General features: G+C 57.5%; 14 protein-coding genes. 4 read left to right on the forward strand and 10 right to left on the reverse strand.

All coding sequences use genetic code 11. The features are described from left to right. Positions 1-11: 11 nt before the first annotated feature. The 3 genes from H6F75_RS10975 to H6F75_RS10985 form a co-directional block, all read right to left on the reverse strand. Positions 12-2,294: a polysaccharide biosynthesis tyrosine autokinase gene (locus H6F75_RS10975; RefSeq protein WP_190752073.1), complete on the reverse strand. Its 2,283-nt coding sequence runs from the start codon at positions 2,292-2,294 to the stop codon at positions 12-14. A gap of 131 nt (positions 2,295-2,425) precedes the next feature. Beyond that, positions 2,426-3,562, reverse strand: coding sequence for an SLBB domain-containing protein (locus H6F75_RS10980; RefSeq protein WP_190752075.1), 1,137 nt, complete (start codon positions 3,560-3,562; stop codon positions 2,426-2,428). Between the two features lie 138 nt (positions 3,563-3,700). Continuing rightward, positions 3,701-4,486, reverse strand: a complete 786-nt coding sequence (locus H6F75_RS10985) for a peptidylprolyl isomerase (RefSeq protein WP_347710636.1) — start codon at positions 4,484-4,486, stop codon at positions 3,701-3,703. A 217-nt stretch (positions 4,487-4,703) separates the two neighbouring features. Between H6F75_RS10985 and H6F75_RS10990 the strand changes: the two genes are divergently transcribed. Continuing rightward, positions 4,704-5,636: an isopenicillin N synthase family oxygenase gene (locus H6F75_RS10990; protein WP_190752077.1), complete on the forward strand. Its 933-nt coding sequence runs from the start codon at positions 4,704-4,706 to the stop codon at positions 5,634-5,636. 98 nt (positions 5,637-5,734) lie between these two features. On the opposite strand, the gene H6F75_RS10995 is transcribed toward H6F75_RS10990, so the two are convergent. After that, entirely contained in the window at positions 5,735-7,210 is a 1,476-nt protein-coding gene (locus tag H6F75_RS10995) for a site-2 protease family protein (protein ID WP_190752282.1), read from the reverse strand. A gap of 246 nt (positions 7,211-7,456) precedes the next feature. Between H6F75_RS10995 and H6F75_RS11000 the strand changes: the two genes are divergently transcribed. Then, positions 7,457-8,749 carry a pentapeptide repeat-containing protein gene (locus tag H6F75_RS11000; protein WP_190752079.1) on the forward strand — a complete coding sequence of 431 codons (1,293 nt, stop codon included), beginning with the start codon at positions 7,457-7,459 and terminating at the stop codon, positions 8,747-8,749. Between the two features lie 97 nt (positions 8,750-8,846). Here the strand turns inward: H6F75_RS11000 and H6F75_RS11005 are convergent, their stop codons facing one another. The 6 genes from H6F75_RS11005 to tig form a co-directional block, all read right to left on the reverse strand. Next, a complete protein-coding gene (locus tag H6F75_RS11005; protein WP_190752081.1) occupies positions 8,847-9,746 on the reverse strand; it encodes a transglutaminase family protein in 900 nt (299 codons plus the stop codon). Between the two features lie 110 nt (positions 9,747-9,856). Continuing rightward, the gene (gene bioA / locus H6F75_RS11010; RefSeq protein WP_190752083.1) at positions 9,857-11,143 is read right to left on the reverse strand and encodes an adenosylmethionine--8-amino-7-oxononanoate transaminase; all 1,287 of its coding nucleotides are present in this window, start codon (positions 11,141-11,143) and stop codon (positions 9,857-9,859) included. A 65-nt stretch (positions 11,144-11,208) separates the two neighbouring features. Next, positions 11,209-12,063 carry an alpha/beta hydrolase gene (locus H6F75_RS11015; RefSeq protein ID WP_190752085.1) on the reverse strand — a complete coding sequence of 285 codons (855 nt, stop codon included), beginning with the start codon at positions 12,061-12,063 and terminating at the stop codon, positions 11,209-11,211. Between the two features lie 2 nt (positions 12,064-12,065). After that, positions 12,066-13,406, reverse strand: coding sequence for an ATP-dependent protease ATP-binding subunit ClpX (clpX, locus tag H6F75_RS11020; RefSeq protein WP_190752087.1), 1,341 nt, complete (start codon positions 13,404-13,406; stop codon positions 12,066-12,068). A 12-nt stretch (positions 13,407-13,418) separates the two neighbouring features. Further along, positions 13,419-14,108 (reverse strand): ATP-dependent Clp endopeptidase proteolytic subunit ClpP, encoded by a 690-nt coding sequence (gene clpP / locus H6F75_RS11025; RefSeq protein ID WP_190752089.1) that lies wholly within the window; start codon positions 14,106-14,108, stop codon positions 13,419-13,421. A gap of 186 nt (positions 14,109-14,294) precedes the next feature. Beyond that, the gene (gene tig / locus H6F75_RS11030; RefSeq protein ID WP_190752091.1) at positions 14,295-15,803 is read right to left on the reverse strand and encodes a trigger factor; all 1,509 of its coding nucleotides are present in this window, start codon (positions 15,801-15,803) and stop codon (positions 14,295-14,297) included. A 316-nt stretch (positions 15,804-16,119) separates the two neighbouring features. Here tig and H6F75_RS11035 point away from each other — a divergent pair, with 316 nt between their 5' ends. Beyond that, positions 16,120-17,148 carry an aspartate-semialdehyde dehydrogenase gene (locus H6F75_RS11035; protein WP_190752099.1) on the forward strand — a complete coding sequence of 343 codons (1,029 nt, stop codon included), beginning with the start codon at positions 16,120-16,122 and terminating at the stop codon, positions 17,146-17,148. A 305-nt stretch (positions 17,149-17,453) separates the two neighbouring features. Further along, positions 17,454-18,359: a 4-hydroxy-tetrahydrodipicolinate synthase gene (gene dapA, locus H6F75_RS11040; RefSeq protein WP_190752101.1), complete on the forward strand. Its 906-nt coding sequence runs from the start codon at positions 17,454-17,456 to the stop codon at positions 18,357-18,359. Positions 18,360-18,711: the final 352 nt, after the last annotated feature.

Consider the following 18,711-nt stretch of genomic DNA (forward strand, 5'->3'; position numbering starts at 1 on the left):
GCAACCACTGACTAACCGTCATTGATCCCTGCCGCTACTCTAGGGCGACCGTAGTAGCCGTAGTAATAGTCGTAGCCACTCTGGCGGCTGTGGGGTACGCCGTTGACCACCAGACCCAGCAGCGGAGCCTGGACTGTGTTGCCCAGGTCCGCCAGCACCCGCTGAATCTCCGCTTGCTCAGAGCGGTTGAGGCGCACCACTAGCAGTAGCCCATCAGCATGGGCTGCGGCTAGCTTCGCGTCGACCATGCCCCCCGCTAGGGGTGGGGTATCAAAAATCATCAGGTCAAAGTGGCGGCGGTACTGCTCAGTGATTTGCTGCATTTTGCGCGATGACAGCAGGCGGCCAGGGGCTGGGGGCCGCGCCCCTGCCGTTAGCAAGTGCAAGTTGGGATTGCCCGGTATCACCTGAACGAGGTCCATAGGATCATCGAGCGGTTGAGTAATCAGATCGCTCAGCCCTTGGCGATTGGGGTGGCCAAAAATCAGGTGCTGACTGGGCTTGCGCAGATCGCCATCAATTAACAGCACTCGGCGGCCCATGTTGGCGGCGGCAATGGCTAGGTGGGCACAGATGGTTGACTTACCTTCGCCAGGCTCTGAAGAGGTTAGCGCTACCACCTGTATCGGGGTATCAGAGCTGAGCATGCGCAGGTTGGCCTCTAGCGAGTAAAAGGCCTCGGCAAAGCTGAAGGAGGTATATAGCTTGTGGGGACTTTGGTTTTGGGTGAGCACATCGGCCATGGTGGCAGACAGGTTGGGCACCATCAGCAGGGGCTGCTTCTGTAGAGCAGGGGCGTTGGGTACCCCGGCCAGGTTGGGCAGCTGAGTTGCTTTGACCAGTTCGTCGGCGCTGTGAAAGGCTTGGTCGAGGCGATCGCGCAGCAAGGCCGCAACTCCCCCCAGCAGCAGGCTCAGCACCGTGCTGAGCAACAGGTTGCGGGGTAAATTGCTGGTTTCAGCAATGCTGGTCTCATTAAGGGGCGAAATTAGCTCCCACGGCGACGCCTGCCGTGCCATTTGAAACCGCAGATCTTGCCGACTCGCCAAAAGCTGATCGAGGCTAGTCTCGGCTACGGTCAGCTCGCGGCTGATCTGTTGATACGACCGGGAGAGATCCGCCAACCGCTGAATCTCTGCCCGCAGCTGCTGCACAGCCTGACCAATCGCTTGATCCTGAGTTTGCAACACCTGCATCTCGTTGGCAGTATCAACCAACTGCTGCATCAGCGTTTGGCTTACCGATCCTTGGTAGCCTAAGGTTTCGGCTTCTACTGCCGACCCCACTAAGCGCTGGGCTTCCGCCTCCAGCAGCGGTAAAAGCTGCTGCCGCTCGTCTGTCAGAGCCTCGATCATGGGGGTGTCGGCCTGAAACCGGGCTGACTCCGTAGCAATGGTCTGTTCAATTTCACGCAAATCTCCCAACAGCGCCTGGTAGGTTGGGGACTCGTTGAGGTTTGCTACCCGAATGGCGGTATTGGGGTCAAAGCCTACCTGCTCCCGCAGATTTTCGTAGAGAGGGTCTAGGGAGCTAAGCTGCACCCGCAGCTGCTCTTGGTCAGCCAGCATCTGGTTGAGCCGCTGGGTAACGCTTTCGCTAGTGGCGTTGACATCGACTAGGTCGTAGCGCTTTTGAAACTCGCTGAGCTCTCCCTCAATGGCCGCAACTTCCTGCCATTTTTCTTGCAGTTGTTCATCTAAAAACGTCAGGCCTCGGCGCAGCTCTCCCTGACGGTCTTGCACGCTGTAGTTGACAAACCCCTCAACCACCTGGTTAAGCACAAACGCCACTACCGCTGGGTCAGGGTCGCTGTAGCTGATGCGCAGCACCTTAGATTCGCCTTCCTGGACAATGTTCAAGCCGTTGAGTAGGGAGTTGTAGGTAATGTCGGGGTAGCGCTGCTGAATCTTGGCCAAGATGGGATTGATCACTGCCGGGCCGCGCAGCACTCGAATTTGGCTCGTGTAGTCGAGGCTAGAAACCGATGGGCTGGGGACTCCGGTAACTGTCTCCAGTCCTGGAGCATTCACGGCGGTGACGGGCTCTACCAGTAGGCTAGCACTGCCGCTATAGGCCGGCGGACGGCTGAGGTGCCAAAGGGTGAACCCCGCCAGGGAGAGGGCCGCCACGCCGAGAAACACACCCGCCCGACGCCTAAATACCCCTGCGAGCCGACTGAAGTCTACCTCATCTTTCTGATCCACTAGGGATGGCGGCGCCATAACAGTCATAAAACCAGGTTTGGCATGGCCATGACCGTTGGTCTCATGGGTGGAGGAGGGGGGAAAAGGCATAGGGGCTATTTGGGAATACTCCCAAGAGTTCGTTAACTTATAGCTCAAAACTCAGATACTGACCTAGATTCAGACCTATTTGAACCTGGAGCACAAGTTTTGGGTAGTGAGATTGTATTTGGGACGCGGGGTTAAAACCCCAGTAGCCTCAAGACAGTAGTCAGAGACGTAAAAGGACTCAGAAAGAGTCCTAGGGTGTCGCCGGCGGCGGCGGCGATGTTGCGGTCCACAATCACTACGTCGTTGGGGCGCAAAATTGGGTTAGTGGTGTCGTTAGCCGCCGCGGATAGATCGACATTCACCGTGCGTTGGTCAACACTGCCGTCAGGGTTGAGCCGTACTAGCTCTACCGTAGAGTTCCGAGCCCGACTGCGCTGAAACCCGCCTGCGGCCAGGATAGCTTGGTTTAAGGTAGCGTTGGCGGGCAGCGTCACCCCGCCGGGGCGCGCCACTTCACCCACTACCTGCACCGGTATTTCCTCCGGAGAAAAATTGGCGCTAGAGACCGCCACTGACTCCTCAGGTAAAATCGCTACGGCTTTGGGAATCACAATGGTGTCGCCGTCGCGCAGGCGCACGTCTTGGCTAATGTCGCCGGTACGAATTAGCTCCCATAGACTGGTGGTGAGAATGGCTTCACCCTGGAGTTGGGGCCGCCGCACCTGAATATCTTTGATGTTTGCCTGTTGGGTAATGCCACCCGCTTCTTGAATTACCTGGGTAAGGGTGGGCCACTGGCGACCGGCTCCAGCGCTGCCCCCGCTGGCCTCGGCCTCTAGCTCAATGGTGTAGGTGCCGGGGCGGTTGACTTCGCCAGCTACCACCACCCGCACCGGGCGGGCCGACAGCAGCGTGACGGTGAGCTGGGGCGGACGGGTCAGCAATGGGGCATAGCTGGCGACTAGGGCCGCTTGGGTTTCGGCTAGGGTCAGCCCTTGCACGGCTACTACCCCAGCCATGGGAAGAGACAGGGTGCCATCGACTAGCACCTCGTGAGTGCCGTTTTCGGGGCCACTGAACTCTGGAATGTTGAAAATATCGATGCGGATGCGATCGCCCGGCCCCAGCACATAGGCCTCAGGAAAACTCTCCTCAGCTGTGCCTAATCCAGGTTGTGGCCTTTGAATAGGTAGCGGAGTAGCCTCCTCAGGCTCTGTCGGATTGGTTAGAGGCAGGGTTTCTGCCAGGGCTCTACCAGCTAAACCACTGAAGGTGGCGGCGACCATTAGCACCCCCATTCCCCAGTCCATCGGTTGAAAGCGGGCCATTATTGACCTCCTTGGGCTGTCCGGACATATCGTATCAAAATGTTACGGGTGCACCACGAGTTCATGATGGGCGATCGGCCTAGGTTTGCCCTCCGTAGTTCGCAAAGGTTTACCTTCGCTAGGCAAAGATAGGCCGGGCTAGTCGTTGTTTAGTGGCAGAGAGTTTACGCCTGAGATGGCATTGGACTGAAGCTCCCGCTGTACTTGCTCAGCTAACCAGGTGTTGAACAGCTCGTCGATCAGACGTTGACGAGTGGCGTCATCCAATCGGGCCGGCAAAAACTTTTCCAGGCGCACCACCACAAACCATTCGCCGACGCGAGTTGGAGGCCAGAGCTGCTCGGGTTGGCTAATGGAGAGAATTCGGGCCAGGGCCGGGTGGGGTACCGACAGCTCTACGGGGCCGATCAGGCCTCCGGTTTGGGCCTCTTGCCCTTCGGAATACTGACGGGCTAGGTCGGCTAAGGGTTGGCCGTCGTCTTTGATGCGAAAGTAAAGCTCTTGGGCCAGGCCAGCATCGCGGGTGCGAATTAGAGAATACAAAACCCGATCGAGGTGGCCCTTGCGCTGTAAGAAATAAGATTCGACCTGGTGCCCCCAGGTGTCGAGCTTATACTGCTGAAGCTTTTGAGTCCGCTGAGCTAGCGCCAAAAGATCGCCTTCGGTCAGCCCCCGCTGGGCTAAAAACCCCTGCTGCTGCTCGGGGGTCGTCACCTGATTGGCCTGCAAAAACTGGTCTAGGGCCTGGGCGCTCTGCTCTGAGGTGAGGGCGATCGCCGCGATCGCCTGGTCAATCAACAGTTCTTTGATCAGGGCAGGCAGCATGCCGTAGCGCTGTAGCCGGGGCACAACATCGGCGGCAGTCAACACTTGGTCGCCGATGTGCAGCATGGGACTGGGCTCTTGGTTAGCAGGAGTGTTCACAGACAATAAAGCGTTAGCAAGCCATGTAGCCCAACCTTATCGCATTATGCTCGGGTGTCTCGGTTATTGAACCGCTGAACCACCGAGTTTGCCAAATTTGGAGTCGCCAGACGCTGGCGATCGCTCGCTCAGAAACCGCAACTTCGGTCAGCTATTGACCCTTGACTAGGCTGCTACAATCCAGCCAACCTATTTTATCCTCTCCAAGGATCACACCATGACCCGGCCGCCCATTCCTGTGGTGTCTTACGCAGATTTAATCGGCCCTACGGCGGTACGACAGCGGGCGATCGCAACCCTGGGCCAGGCTCTAGAAAACGTTGGCTTTTTTATTTTGGAACCCCACCCGGTTTCGCCAGAGGTGGTGCGGCGAGCCTATCAAGTGGCTGCCGAGTTCTTTGCCCTACCCGATGCCGCTAAAACTCAGTACTCCCTACCCCGGTATCCGGGTAGGGTAGGCTTTTCAAGTTTTGGCAGTGAGCAGGCTAAGGGCCACACCCTACCTGATCTCAAGGAATTTTGGCACGTCAATCGCCACAGCCTCACAGCCGCTGATTCGCCCTGGCCCCAGGAGGTGCCCTCCTTCCGCCCGGTGATGACCCGCCTATACGAGCAGCTTATGGCCTGCGCGGAAGTGCTGCTAGTGGCCTGTAGCGACTATCTAGGTCAGCCCAGCGACTGGCTGGTGGCCATGGCCAACGGTGGCAACACAGTGCTGCGCTTGGCCCATTACCCGCCCGTGGGCCAACCTACCGCCGGTAGTCTGCGGGCAGCCCCCCACGAAGATATCAATCTCATTACTCTGCTCTGCGAGGCCACCGCTCCAGGGCTTGAAATTCTCACCCAGGATGGGCAGTGGCTGCCCGTTAAAACGACCCCTGGCCAAATCGTGGTAGATACCGGCGACATGCTGCAAAACCTTACCAACGGGCTGTTTAGGAGCACTACCCATCGAGTGGTCAATCCCCAGCCCAGCAACCAGGCCCGCCTGTCGATGCCGTTTTTTGTACATCCCCGTCCCGAGATTGACCTGACTCCAGTAGATAGTTTGGTTGATCGCACCGGGGGAATGCCCCAATTTCCCCCGATCACTGCCGCTGCCTATCTGGCCCAGCGGCTGGGGGAGATTCAGGTCGAGCCGGTGGTGTAGAGAGTGGATGGGTGGGTGAGTGAATGGGTGGGTGAGTGAATGGGTGGGTGAGTGGTGAGGGCTGAACAACCTAATCCCCTAACCCCCCTACCACTCCATCACGCCCCGATGCCTAGGCGACCGGCCAGGCTGGGGGTGAGGGGTAGTAGCACCGTCAGGGCTAAAAACAGGGCCAGCAGCCCCAGGGCGGCGCGGGCGTCGTTGGGTTCAGAGATATCGTTTAGGCAGGGGCGCTCTAGGGTGCGCTGCAAGATCACAATCACCCCGGCCCAGTAGAGGGCTAGGGGGTTGGCCAACGCCACTAGGGCCAGCACCACCAGGGTAAACACCGTTGTGCGATTGGCGGTTTTGCGGCCGTAGATGGCCTGCACCATGCGGCCACCATCGAGCTGCCCGGCTGGCATCAGATTGAGGGCGGTGATCACCAGCCCCAGCCAGCCCATGATGGTGAGCGGGTGAATATCTACCAAGGGCGCTTGTAGCGCTGAGCCCAGCACTACCTTGGCCAAGGCTCCGATCAGCACCGACCCCTGAAAGAACCCGGAGGGAATTTGAAAGGCGCTGCCGGGGTGCGACAACAGCAGCCCGCCCACCAGCATGGCTAGGGAAATGATGCCGCCAGCGGCAGGCCCGGCTAGGGAAATGTCAAATAACACGCTGCGGTTGGGCAGCAGTGACTCAAACCGGGTGAGGCTACCAAAAGCCCCAATCTGCCAGGCGGGGATGAAGAAGGGCGGGCTAAGGCGCACCCCGTAGCGTCGGGCCGCAATCCAGTGGCCCGCTTCGTGGCTGAGCAGGATCACCAGCAAGGCCACCAAAAAGGGCAGGGCGGCCCGCCAGCGGGAAAAGTCTTGCAGTAGGTCGAAGCCCTGCAAAATCGCCCCGGCTTCTAGGCCAGTGAACAGGGTGGCGATCGCCAGCACCCCCGCCAGCGCCCACTGAGCCGGGGTGGTTTTGACTGGGTCGGCGGTAGCGGGCAGTACCACTACCGTAGGCTTTTGCTCGAGGTTTTCGACTAAAAACAGGCGGTAGCGATCGCCCAGTCGCTCCTCCAGTCGTTCTGCCAAGGTAGCCTGGGTGGCTGCCGGTTCACCCCGCAGGTTGCCGCGAAAAATTGCCCCCTGGTCGTAGGGAATCGTCTCGGTGCGAAAGTAAGTGTCAAGGCCAAAGATGCCTTCGATCTGCGTCAGATCTTCCGGGGGCAGGGCGATCGCGGCGGGGGCAGCAGGAGCAGGGGTGGGTTGATCGAGGGGCTCTAGGCGATCGGTGTTTTCGGGGGGAGAGTCCATCGCTGGCGCTGGCCGCTGGGTCGAGAGCATGTCCTGCCCCAGGGCTCGCAACCGTCGCCCCAGATAAATATAGAGGCCAGTAGATCCCAACAACAGCAGCAGCACCCCCGCCAGGTTGACATAAATACCCAGGGCAAACAGCCCAAAGAACAGCAGCCACGGGGCCATCAGCACCAGCGATTGCAGCCAAGCCAAGATACCCACGGTGCCGTAGGGCAAGGCCCGGCGGTAGCCCCAGACTAAAATCGCGATCGCGGCCAGCAAAATCAACCCAGTAATCACCATAATGCCGCTGCCCCTACCCTCCTCAACATGTGCTGAAACGCCCGTTTTAGCGGGCAAAATCCCCATCAGTCTACCGTCGATGGGCCGGAGCCGACTAGTCGGGGTTAGTCACCTCGACCTATCGACGGAGCAAACCCGCCCCAAAGGCTATAGTTCCAAGGTTAAGGTGCTTAAATATAGCCAGACAATTTGCCCTTGGCCGCCGTATCCCAAAGGGCTGTCTATCTTGCTCATCGTTGCGCGCCCATGACTCCCCCGTCCCCTGATCCAGCCCAGCCCCCGCTACCAACCTCTACTCCAGACAACGGCGCTGGTGCTACCTCCGACCAACTAGTCCGGTCCTACCCTGGCGAGAGTGCAGCGGGGCCGGTTCCGGGTGCCACTCGGCTCGACTTAGACCCCTCCGACCCGATGAATGTCGAGCCCCTGCTGGTTGACTCTGCGGTCACCTCGGCCAGCGCGATCACCGTCGTGGCGGTCGCGGTGATTGGGTTGGGGCTGATCACCGGCAGTTTTTGGCTCACCCTGGCGGGGTCTTTGGTGGCCACCCTGGTGTCGATTCGGCTGATGTGGCCTTTTCTGCAGGAGGTGCTGGGGGAGCTGTCGGCTCGGCAGCAGTCGCTGCTGATTGCCATCCCTGGGGTGCTGGTGGGGCTGGTGGGGCTGATGAATATCACCGGCGTTAATCGGGCCATTTTGACCTGGGGTTTGACTCTGCGATGGGATGTTTTGGGGGCCTTAGGAGATTTCTTGGGGGCGATCGGGCAAATTTTTATCGCCTTTTTGGCTCTGTTTGTGGCCTGGCGGCAGTACGTTATTTCCCGCGACCTGACCAAACAGCAAAACTTAATTACCCAGCAGCAAACCATCGACTCCTACTTTCAGGGCATTTCAGAACTGGTGCTCGATGATGAAGGCCTGCTCGAAGACTGGCCCCAGGAGCGCATCATTGCCGAAGCCCGCACCGCCGCCATTCTTAGCAGCGTTGATGCCGGAGGCAAGGCCAAGGTTATACGCTTTCTCTCTCGCTCTAAGCTGCTCACCCCCCTGCGCCGCGACAATCGCCTGGGCCGCCCGATTTTGGACGGCCGGGGTGGTTATGAGGAAGACCGGCTGAACGGCACCCGCGTCATCGATTTGGGGGCCATGCTGGCCGCCGCCGACCTGTCGAGCAGCGACCTGCGCTGGGCCGACCTCAGCGAAACCAACCTGATTCGCGCTGATCTGCGCCGGGCTGACTTGGTGAGAACCAATTTTGCCCGCTCTATTCTGTACCAAGCCAATCTGTCTGGGGCCGACCTGATGGAGGCGCGACTTTTCTATGGGGATGCTGCCACCGCCACTCCCCGCACCCGCACCGGCGCACCTGACTACACTACCGGAGCCAACACCGGGGCCGTAGTCGAAGGAGCTAACTTCGGCGGCGTGTACCGCCTGTCTGAGGAACAGCGCCGCTACATCGGGGCCTGGGGCGGTGAGGCTACCCGCGCTACTGTTCCCGGCGGCTGTGAGGATATTCCTAACCGATTGGGGCGGTAGAGAGGGATGAAATTAGTTTTGAAGGTTGAATTTTGAGTTTTGAATTAAAGGCTTACTGCAAGAACTCAAAACTGAGAACTCAAAACTCAAAACTTTCTCACTTAAACTCTGGCGTTGCCCCCAGTTTGCGCACGGCTACCGAGACCTCCATGCCCAGATAGTCGCCCGCATTGCCAAACCATGAGCCAGCGAGGGGAATTGCCTGGCCGGGGTGCCGGGCGATCGCCACCGCAATTAAATCAAACCCTTCGGTTAGGCGGTTGGTGGGGTCATATACCAGCCAGCCCGCCCCTGGTAGATATACCTGAAGCCAGGCGTGGGTGGCCCCCGATCCGGTCATACCCACGTCGCCGCCGTCCAGGGCGGAGTCATATAGGTAACCCGACACGAATCGGCAGGCCAGCCCCAGCCGCCGCAGGGTTTCCATCATCAGCCAGGCGTAGTCGCGGCAGGTGCCCGACTTCAACCGCAGGGTTTCCCCCGGTAGCTGGGTGCCCTCTTCTTCCCGCGATCGGTAGGTGATGGTGTCGCGAATTGTGTTCATGATGCGACTCAGCACGTCGCTGGTGCGATCTAGATCGCCTGCCACAAAGCTCTTGGCCCAGGCCGCCACCGATCCATCGGGGTCTTCGGCGTGGGGCCGTAGGTATACCGCTAGGTCAGTCCATTCATCGGGCGTGTACTGCACCGGCACCTCATGGGCCCGGGGGTCGAGGGGAAAGTTATTGATGCCTTTAGTGCCAAAGTGTTCACCGCGAAACCGGCAGGTAAAGGTCAGTTCTTGGGCTGGTTCACCGATGTCAACTACCGCTACGTTGTTGGAGAGGGTATCGCTGATCCAGTGCACCTTAGCTGGCACGTTAACATCCAGAGAATAGTCCAGCAGTCGCCCGCTGTAGTTGCCCCGGGGCAAAAACATGGCCTTGTGGGGGCCAAAAGTCACCGGCCTGGCGTAGCGGTAGGTGGTGACATGTTCAACTTCATAAATGACCGACATGGCGGCAGTCCTAGGATGGGCTTCGTTCTTTTTACTATGGCTTGCAGTCGAGCGTAGACCTGTGCGGTTGTTGTGCCTGCTTCAAATGTGAGGTTTGCCAAGGGCGTGGCTTAAGTAATTAAAACTTCATGTATGGCCGCTGTGATCTGCCTGAGTTGCTGGGGTTCAACAATGTAGGGGGGCATGGTATAAACCAGGCGACCAAAAGGTCGCAGCCACACTCCCTGGGCAACAAATCGGGGTTGTACCACCGCCATATCTACTGGTTTGTGCAGCTCTACCACTCCGATCGCCCCCAAGACCCGCACATCTTTCACTGCTGGCAGGTCGCGGCAGGGAGTTAGCTCCTGCTTGAGCTGGGTTTCTATGGCACGTATCCTCGCAACCCAGTCGTAGCTTGCCAACAGGTTCAAGTTTTCCAAGGCTACCGCGCAGGCGAGGGGGTTGCCCATGAAGGTGGGACCGTGCATGAAAACTCCCGCTTCCCCCTGGGCAAAGGTTTCGCTGATGTGCTCGGTAGTCAGGGTGGCCGCTAGGGACATAAACCCGCCGGTTAACGCTTTGCCGACACAGAGAATATCGGGGCTGATGCCAGCATATTCGCAGGCAAATAGCTTACCTGTGCGGCCAAAGCCCGTAGCGATTTCGTCGAGAATCAGGAGAATGTTGTAGCGATCGCACAGTTCCCTGGCCCGCCGTACGTACTCTGGATGATAAACTCGCATGCCCCCTGCCCCCTGCACTACCGGCTCAAAGATCGCGGCGGCAATCTCCCCACGGTGGCGCTGCAAAATCGCCTCAAAGCTGGCTATGTCTGCCTCATCCCACAATCCCTCAAAGGGAAGTTGGGGCGCATCGGCAAAATACTGCTCCACTAAGCTGTGGCGAAACAGGTGGTGCATGCCGTTCACCGGGTCGCACACCGCCATGGCCGCGAAGGTGTCGCCATGATAGCCGTTGCGAATCGTCAGAAAGTGCTGTTTCTGCGGTTCCCCCCGGTTGTGCCAGTACTGGATCGCCAGCTTCATAGCTACTTCGACCGCCACCGAGCCGGAATCGCAAAAAAACACCTGCTGTAAGGGCTCTGGCGTGATCGTTACCAGCTTTTGGGCGAGCTGCACCGCCGGTTGGTGAGTCAGCCCGCCAAACATAACGTGGCTCATGTGCCCCATTTGCTCCTGGGCCGCCTGATTTAGCCGGGGGTGATTATAGCCGTGAATGCAGGTCCACCACGACGACATGCCATCCACCAGGCGTTCCCCAGTTTCTAGCTCTAGATAGACGCCCTGAGCCGATCGCACCGCAAACAAAGGCCCAGTGTTGGGCATCGCCGCATAGGGATGCCAGACATGGCGGCGATCCAGAGCCAGCAGCTGATCGGTGGGCAGCCTATCCATAGATCGGGGGTATTATGCCAATGGTGAGGCTAGGACAATGCGCAGCAAAGCACCTCAGCTGAGGTCTAAGCCAGGAATTCGTTGACGTACCCGAGGTAAGTCTCCGGGTCTTCGAGCATGGGAAAATGCCCAGTATTCTTTACCAATGCGTACTCGATCTTAGGGTTCAAAGCCGCTGCTGTGCGCCCCAGTTCTGCGGGGGTAATTTTGTCGAACTCTCCTGACACCAGCAAAGTTGGCACGGTAATTTTGGCAAATTCAAGGGGCATTACCTCTGTCGCCTTTTTGCTGACCGAGGTAAAGATGGTGCCGAGGGCCGTGGCGTAGTCGGCGTTTAGAAAATCGTCTAAAAACGCAATTTTCTCCGCAGCGGGAATGGGGCGGCTGAGGAACCGAGCCATAAAGAAGCGCGGTGCCAGCGGTATTTTCCCCAACCACTTGGGCCGAAAGGCCACCACGTAGCCGCCAAACTTGTAGAAGGCCTCAAAGGCGGCTTTGTCGTATTCAAAAGTGCCGTTGCAGGTCAGGATGGCGCGATCGCACAGCTCTGGGTACTGATTCAAAAAGTACACCGCCACCGACGCCCCCATGGAGTGGGCGTTGATCGAAACCTTGGGCAGATTGAGCGCCTTTAACAGCTCAGCCAAATCGTCCGCGTAGGTTTCTAGCTCATAGCCTCGCGCCGCAGCGGCCTCCTGCTGGTCGGGAGCCAGACGCGATCGCCCAAAGCCGCGCATGTCGTAGAGCAGGCAGTCATAGCGATCGCTCAATACCGCCGCCGTGCTCTGCCAGTAGCGAGCCGACCCAGCCCAGCCGTGAATAAAGACCATCACCGGCTTAGTAGAGGCCGGATCGCGCGGTGTATCGGTGCCGACCCACTCGTAATAGTGGTTAACCTGGTTGACGTCAATATAGGGCATGGCTAAGCAGACTCGGGCTTAGGCATAGACGAGGGATGTACTAGCAGGTCAGCGGTAGACCGCTGCTCCACCATTTCGCGGGTGATCGTGCAGCGCTTCAAGTCTTTGCGCGAGGGCAGCTCATACATAATGTCAAGCATCAGCTCTTCAATAATGCCGCGGAGGGCGCGAGCGCCAGTCTTGCGGCGGTAGGCTTCACGGGCGATCGCTCGCAGCGCATCCGGCTTAAACTCAAGCTGCACGTTGTCCATCAGCATCAGCTTTTGGAACTGCTTCACCAATGCGTTCTTCGGCTCAGTCAAAATCGCCATCAGCGACTCTTCATCCAGCGGCTCTAGCACCGAGGTTGCCGGAATGCGGCCAATAAACTCAGGTATTAAGCCAAACTTCACTAGATCGTCGGGTTCCAAATTACGCAGCACGTCGGCGGTACGCTTTTCGCGAGAAAACTGCCCTTCGCCCGGCTGCACAAAGCCAATCGATTTTTTGCCAGTCCGCTGTTCAACAATTTTTTCTAGCCCAACAAAGGCACCGCCGCAGATAAACAAGATGTTGCTGGTGTCAATCTGAATGCAGTCTTGGTAGGGATGCTTGCGCCCGCCCTGGGGCGGCACATTGGCAACGGTGCCTTCTAGCATTTTTAGCAGCGCCTGCTGCACGCCCTCACCAGACACATCGCGGGTGATGGAAGGATTCTCGCTCTTGCGAGCAATTTTGTCGATTTCGTCAATGTAGATGATGCCGCGCTGGGCCTCTTCCACATCTAGGTCGGCTACCTGGAGCAGCCGCAGCAGAATATTTTCCACATCTTCACCCACATAGCCCGCCTCGGTGAGGGTAGTAGCATCAGCTACAGCAAAGGGCACTTCGAGAATACGGGCTAGGGTCTGAGCCAGCAGCGTCTTACCGCAGCCTGTGGGGCCAATCAGCAAAATGTTCGACTTTTGTAGCTCAACGACATCGTCGGCTGCTTCTCCCTCAGACCCTTGCAGGTAGCTGAGGCGCTTGTAGTGGTTGTAGACCGCCACCGACAGCACCTTTTTGGCCTCATTTTGACCAATGACGTGATCGTCGAGGTAATTCTTGATCTCCCGCGGCTTAGGTATTTGGTTGAGGGCAATGGCTGGAGCGGTGCGCGGGCGATCGGCAGCGGGGGTATCGCGCCGAGGTACGGGCTGGGCGATCGCAGTGCCCGAGTCAAACAGCTCTTCGTCTAAAATTTCGTTGCACAGGTCAACGCACTCGTCACAGATGTAGACCCCCGGCCCCGCAATCAACTTGCGCACCTGCTCCTGAGACTTGCCACAAAACGAGCACTTAAGATGGGAGTCGTACTTAGACATAAAATAATGACCCTAATTTAGTGCAGTCATAGTGGGGGCGGTGGGAAGATATTGCTGCTCAACAACATCGTCAATCAACCCATAGGCCTTTGACTCGGCGGCAGACATGTAAAAGTCGCGCTCGGTGTCAGTCTCGATGCGCTCTATCGGCTGCCCCGTGTGATGGGCAATCAACTCATTCAACCGGTTCTTGTGGTAGAGAATCTCTCTTGCCTGGATCTCGATATCCACGGCCTGGCCCTGGGCACCCCCTAGGGGCTGGTGAATCATAATCCGCGAGCTGGGTAGGGAGAGGCGCTTGCCCTTAGCGCCGGCACAGAGCAAAAACGCTCCCATGCTGGCCGCTAGCCCAAAGCAAATCGTCACTACATCGGGGCGAATTTGCTGCATGGTGTCGTAGATCGCCATGCCCGCTGTCACAGAACCACCTGGAGAGTTGATGTAGAGCTGCACGTCCTTCTCAGGGTCTTCAGCATCCAGATAAAGCAGCTGGGCAACGATCGAGTCGGCCACCTCATCGGTCACCGGCGTGCCCAGAAACACAATGCGCTCTCGCAGCAGGCGGGAGTAGATGTCGAACGCCCGTTCCCCCCGCCCCGATTGCTCTACAACAACGGGCAGCATGCTGCGAACCTGGTTAGCGCTAAGGGCAGACTGGCTCAAGCTCAAGATAGGGCTACTCAATGGGTTCGATGCAATCATAATGGGTTTGCGCGAGATTTCAAGGGCTTAGGAATATTGCGTTACTAGCAGAGCGCCCAGGTCACAACTGGTTAAACCGGACACTTAGACTAACAAGCCATCGGTTAGCCTACCCGACATTATGCCCCAAAAAATTAGGTTCACGGGGTGGGCTAACCGATGGTTTACCGAAATCCGTAGCTAGACTCAAACGCCTTTAGCTGCTTTTTTGGTCTTGCCGGCCTGGAGTTCATCCTCCTCATCAGCTTCGGCGGTCTCCCCAGCATCGTCCGCTACCGCAGTGGCCTCGACTTCAATGGCATCGCTCTCAGAGTTGTCGGTCTCGACAGCGGTGGCCTCAATGGCATCGGCTTGGTCGACGGCCTCTTCTTTTTGCAGAGTGCCTTCGGGCACCAGCTCAACGGTGTTGGCTTCCTCTAGCCAGGCCAGAATTTTTTCCTGGAGCAGCTCCTCAGTTAGCACCTGTTGGAGGCGATCGGGGTCGATCTGGCTGGGGTCTTCTACCTCGGCCATGGCCTCCTTGATCTTTGCTTGCAGAGCCTCTTCTTCAATCTTGATGCCCTCCTGCTTGGCTACTTCCCCCAGAGCTAGGGTGCGGCGCAGGCGATCGATCGCCTCAGGACGGGTGCGCTGGCGCATGCCGTCAACCAGCTCGCGGGTTAGCATTTTGTTGACATCAATACCCTGGCGGCTGAGCTGCATGATGGTTTGGGTGAGCAAAAAATCCACCTCTTTCTGCACCAGGGTGTTAGGAATTTCGGCCTCCAGGTGCTCCACCAAAGCTTTGACTAGGGCCGCATCTTTATTGGCCTTAGTTTTTTCGTCGGCCTCTTCCTGGTACCGCTCGACTAGCGAAGTGCGTAGGGCTTCGATGGTCTCAAATTCGCTGATCTCTTGAGCAAAGTCATCGTCAAGTTCGGGCAGTTCCTTCTCCTTAATTTCCTTTAGGGTGATAGAGAACACCGCTGGCTTGCCCGCTAGCTCGGCCTGAGCGTAGTCGTCGGGGAAAGGAATCTCGACATCTTTAGCCTCTTCTAGGGCCATGCCGATGATGCCTTCCACAAAACCAGGAATGAACCGCCCTTCCTCTAGCTCTACCTGGAAATCGGTGCCCGAGCCGCCCTGAAATTCTTCAAAATCGCCACTTTCGGTCTGAACTTTGCCGGCAAAGTCAATCACGGCCACATCGCCAGCTTGAGCGGGACGATCTTCGATGGGCACTAGAGTAGCCAGGTTGTTTTGGTACTGGGCTAGGGTGCTGTCGACCCGCTCGGGGTCAGGAAGAACTTCTTCGGCCTGTACAGATAGCCCTTTGTAGGTTTTTAGGGTGACTCGGGGGGGAACGTCTACGGAGGCCTGAATGGTGATGGGCTGACCGGGCTCGTACTGACCAATCAGTTCTTCAAAGCCGCTTTTTAGCTGGTAGTTGCCGATCGCATCGATCTCTTCTTGCTTGATGGCTTTTTCAACGGCGTTCTGTACCAGTTCTTCAATGACGGCTGCCTTAAACTGAGTCACCCCAATCCGCTGCAAAAAGACCTGCCGAGGCACTTTGCCCTTGCGAAAACCCGGTATATTGACCGTCCGCATCATCTTATTTAGCACCTGATCGTAGGTCTTTTGAGACAGATCGGCGGGAATCTCGATCTCTAGTCCCACCTGGCTGTCGGGCAGTACTTCCTGGGTAACTTTCATGGGGTCTTTTTGCTAACTAGACGGCGGCTGCGCGCGCTCCAAACCAGTAAGGAACTTTTGGCGCAATTAATAAGCATACTCTATCGTTACAGCGTGGCGGTCATTCCTTGGCTTTGGTCCACAATTCTGAGCCCTCAGGCCTTGGCTCGGGGGCGATGGCCAATGAATAGTAGGGCTGGAAGCTTTCGCTATTTCCTTATATTTTGTGAGTCCTGTCTGGCTAGCGATGGAGCCGTTGGCGGGCTGTCGGTAGATTGAAGCAAAATGTTAGTATCGGCTGATGCAATGCGTTCTGTGAGTAGGTTGAGGTGGCGCTGTGTCGAACGGGCTGAGAGTTGCGATTATGGGGGCCACCGGGGCCGTGGGGGCAGAGCTGCTAGCGCTGCTGGATGAGCGATCGTTTCCCCTCAAAGATTTGACGCTGCTGGCGTCTCCCCGGTCGGCGGGCACCACATTGACCTTCAAGGGCGAAGAGATTCCTGTTCAGGCGTTAGGCGACGGTTCTTTTGACGGCATTGACCTAGTGCTGGCTTCGGCAGGTGGCTCGGTATCTCAGGAATGGTTGCCCAAGGCCGTGGCGGCGGGTGCCGTGTGCATCGACAACTCCAGCGCTTACCGGATGGATCCCTCTGTCCCCCTAGTAGTGCCTGAGGTGAATCCTGAGGCGGCCCGAACCCACCAAGGCATCATCGCCAATCCCAACTGCACCACCATTCTCATGACCCTAGCAGTATGGCCGCTGCACCAGGTACAGCCTGTACAGCGCCTGGTCGTCGCGACCTACCAGTCGGCCAGCGGGGCCGGAGCGCGGGCGATGGAAGAGGTTAAGCAGCAGGCCCGCGCCATACTAGCTGGGGAAGAGCCGATCGCAGAGGCGTTTCCCTACCCCCTAGCGTTTAACCTGTTTCCCCACAATTCGCCCCTCAACGAGCAGGGCTATTGCCAGGAAGAAATGAAGATGGTGAACGAGACGCGCAAGATTTTTGGGGTTGACAGCCTGAGAATCTCGGCCACCTGTGTGAGGGTTCCCGTACTGCGGGCCCACTCCGAAGCGATTAATATTGAATTTGCGGCACCGTTCTCGCCCCAGGAAGCTAAGGCGTTACTGGTCAAGGCTCCCGGAGTCAAGGTGGTTGAAGATTGGGGTCGGAACTACTTCCCTATGCCCATGGAAGCCAGCGGTCAAGATGACGTGCTGGTGGGCCGTATTCGTCAGGATATTTCTAACTCCAACGCCTTAGAACTCTGGCTCAGCGGTGATCAAATTCGCAAGGGGGCAGCCCTAAACGCGGTGCAAATTGCTGAACTACTGCAAGTTCCCCAGGCCGTTGGCGCTAGCCATTAAGACTGACGCTGAGCGGATCAGGGCGTTGGACGATGCTTGAGCCTGGGCTAAACCTGGAATGATCACTGACGCCTTCTCGACAAGACTCAGTAAGTAGTAGTCAGCTGTAGGGTGGATGTCCGTAGCATTCGTGAACGCTTTGGGTGATCCTGTTTCCCAAGTTGCGATCGCCACTTGAACTACCGGCATGGTACGCCCATCCCATGGGCTTTCCATCCTACAATCTTCCCCAGGACCGACCCGCCAGGGGCGAACTTGGTATAATCTCAGGGTCATTAAACTTCGTAGGATATAAGGCATTTCGGGTGACGTATTTTGGCAGAGTGCTAACGGCAATGGTGACGCCATTCTCTGAAGAGGGCTCCGTTGACTATGCCGTGGCTGAGCGCCTAGCCGACTATTTGGTAAACAACGGCAGCGACGGGCTGGTAGTGTGCGGCACTACGGGTGAGTCGCCCACTCTGAGCTGGCAAGAAGAGTATCAGCTGTACAAGACAGTGCGTGAAGCGGTTGCTGGCCGTGCTAAGGTGATCGCAGGTACTGGGTCTAACTCAACCTCTGAGGCCATTGAGGCCACTCGTCATGCCCGTGACCTAGGGCTAGATGGGTCTCTACAGGTGGTGCCCTACTACAACAAGCCTTCCCAACAGGGGCTTTACCAGCACTTTAGCCAGATTGCAGCAGCGGTGCCCGATCTGCCCATCATGCTGTACAACATTCCGGGACGTACGGGCTGTGCGTTGGCAATTGAAACCACTGCCCGTCTGGCAGAAATATCGAATATAGTAGCTATTAAGGAGGCTAGCGGAAGTTTAGACCAGGCCAGTCAAGTTCGATATCATACCCCCGCCGAGTTTGGCATCTATTCCGGGGACGACTCATTGACTCTGCCGGTGCTCTCAGTCGGTGGTTGCGGAGTAGTGAGCGTAGCCAGCCACCTAGTTGGCCCTCAGATTCAGGCCATGGTGCAGGCCTACGAAGCCGGAGAGACCCGGTTGGCCACAAAAATACATCTACAGCTGTTGCCTTTGTTTAAGGTTTTGTTTGTTACCACCAACCCAGTGCCCCTGAAAGTGGCTCTAGCACAGCAGGGATGGCCCGTAGGGGCAGTGCGATCGCCCCTGTGTATGCCTGATGAGTCCGTAAGCATTGCGATCGCAGAGGTGCTCCAACAGCTCTCTGACCAGGGTATTCTAGCCACCAAGGCATAGGCCGCAGATCTGCCGCTATGCCATCAGCGGCCGCATTTGGTCGCTATCGGTTATCTTCAAACAGGTTTCGGCTCACCTTTTTGGCAGGAGCTGTTTACCACTCTAGTTTTCTAACAACTGAATAGTCTGTTTATCCTTTATCTCTGTGTGAACCGTATTTATGGCTCTATCTGTACTGTCTATAGCCCTGGCTGCTCTACCTCTCGATGTTGCGACATCGACCTGGGCTTCAACTGTTTCTATAGCGTCCGCCACTGTCGGCTAGCGCTCCAACCCCGTGCATCTCGGTAAAACGACTGTATCTGCTGAGGTACGGCGAAGAGTGAGATTGCCGACGCGATTAGGCCATAGC

The sequence above is a fragment of the Nodosilinea sp. FACHB-131 genome, from assembly GCF_014695395.1.
Classification (GTDB): domain Bacteria; phylum Cyanobacteriota; class Cyanobacteriia; order Phormidesmidales; family Phormidesmidaceae; genus Nodosilinea.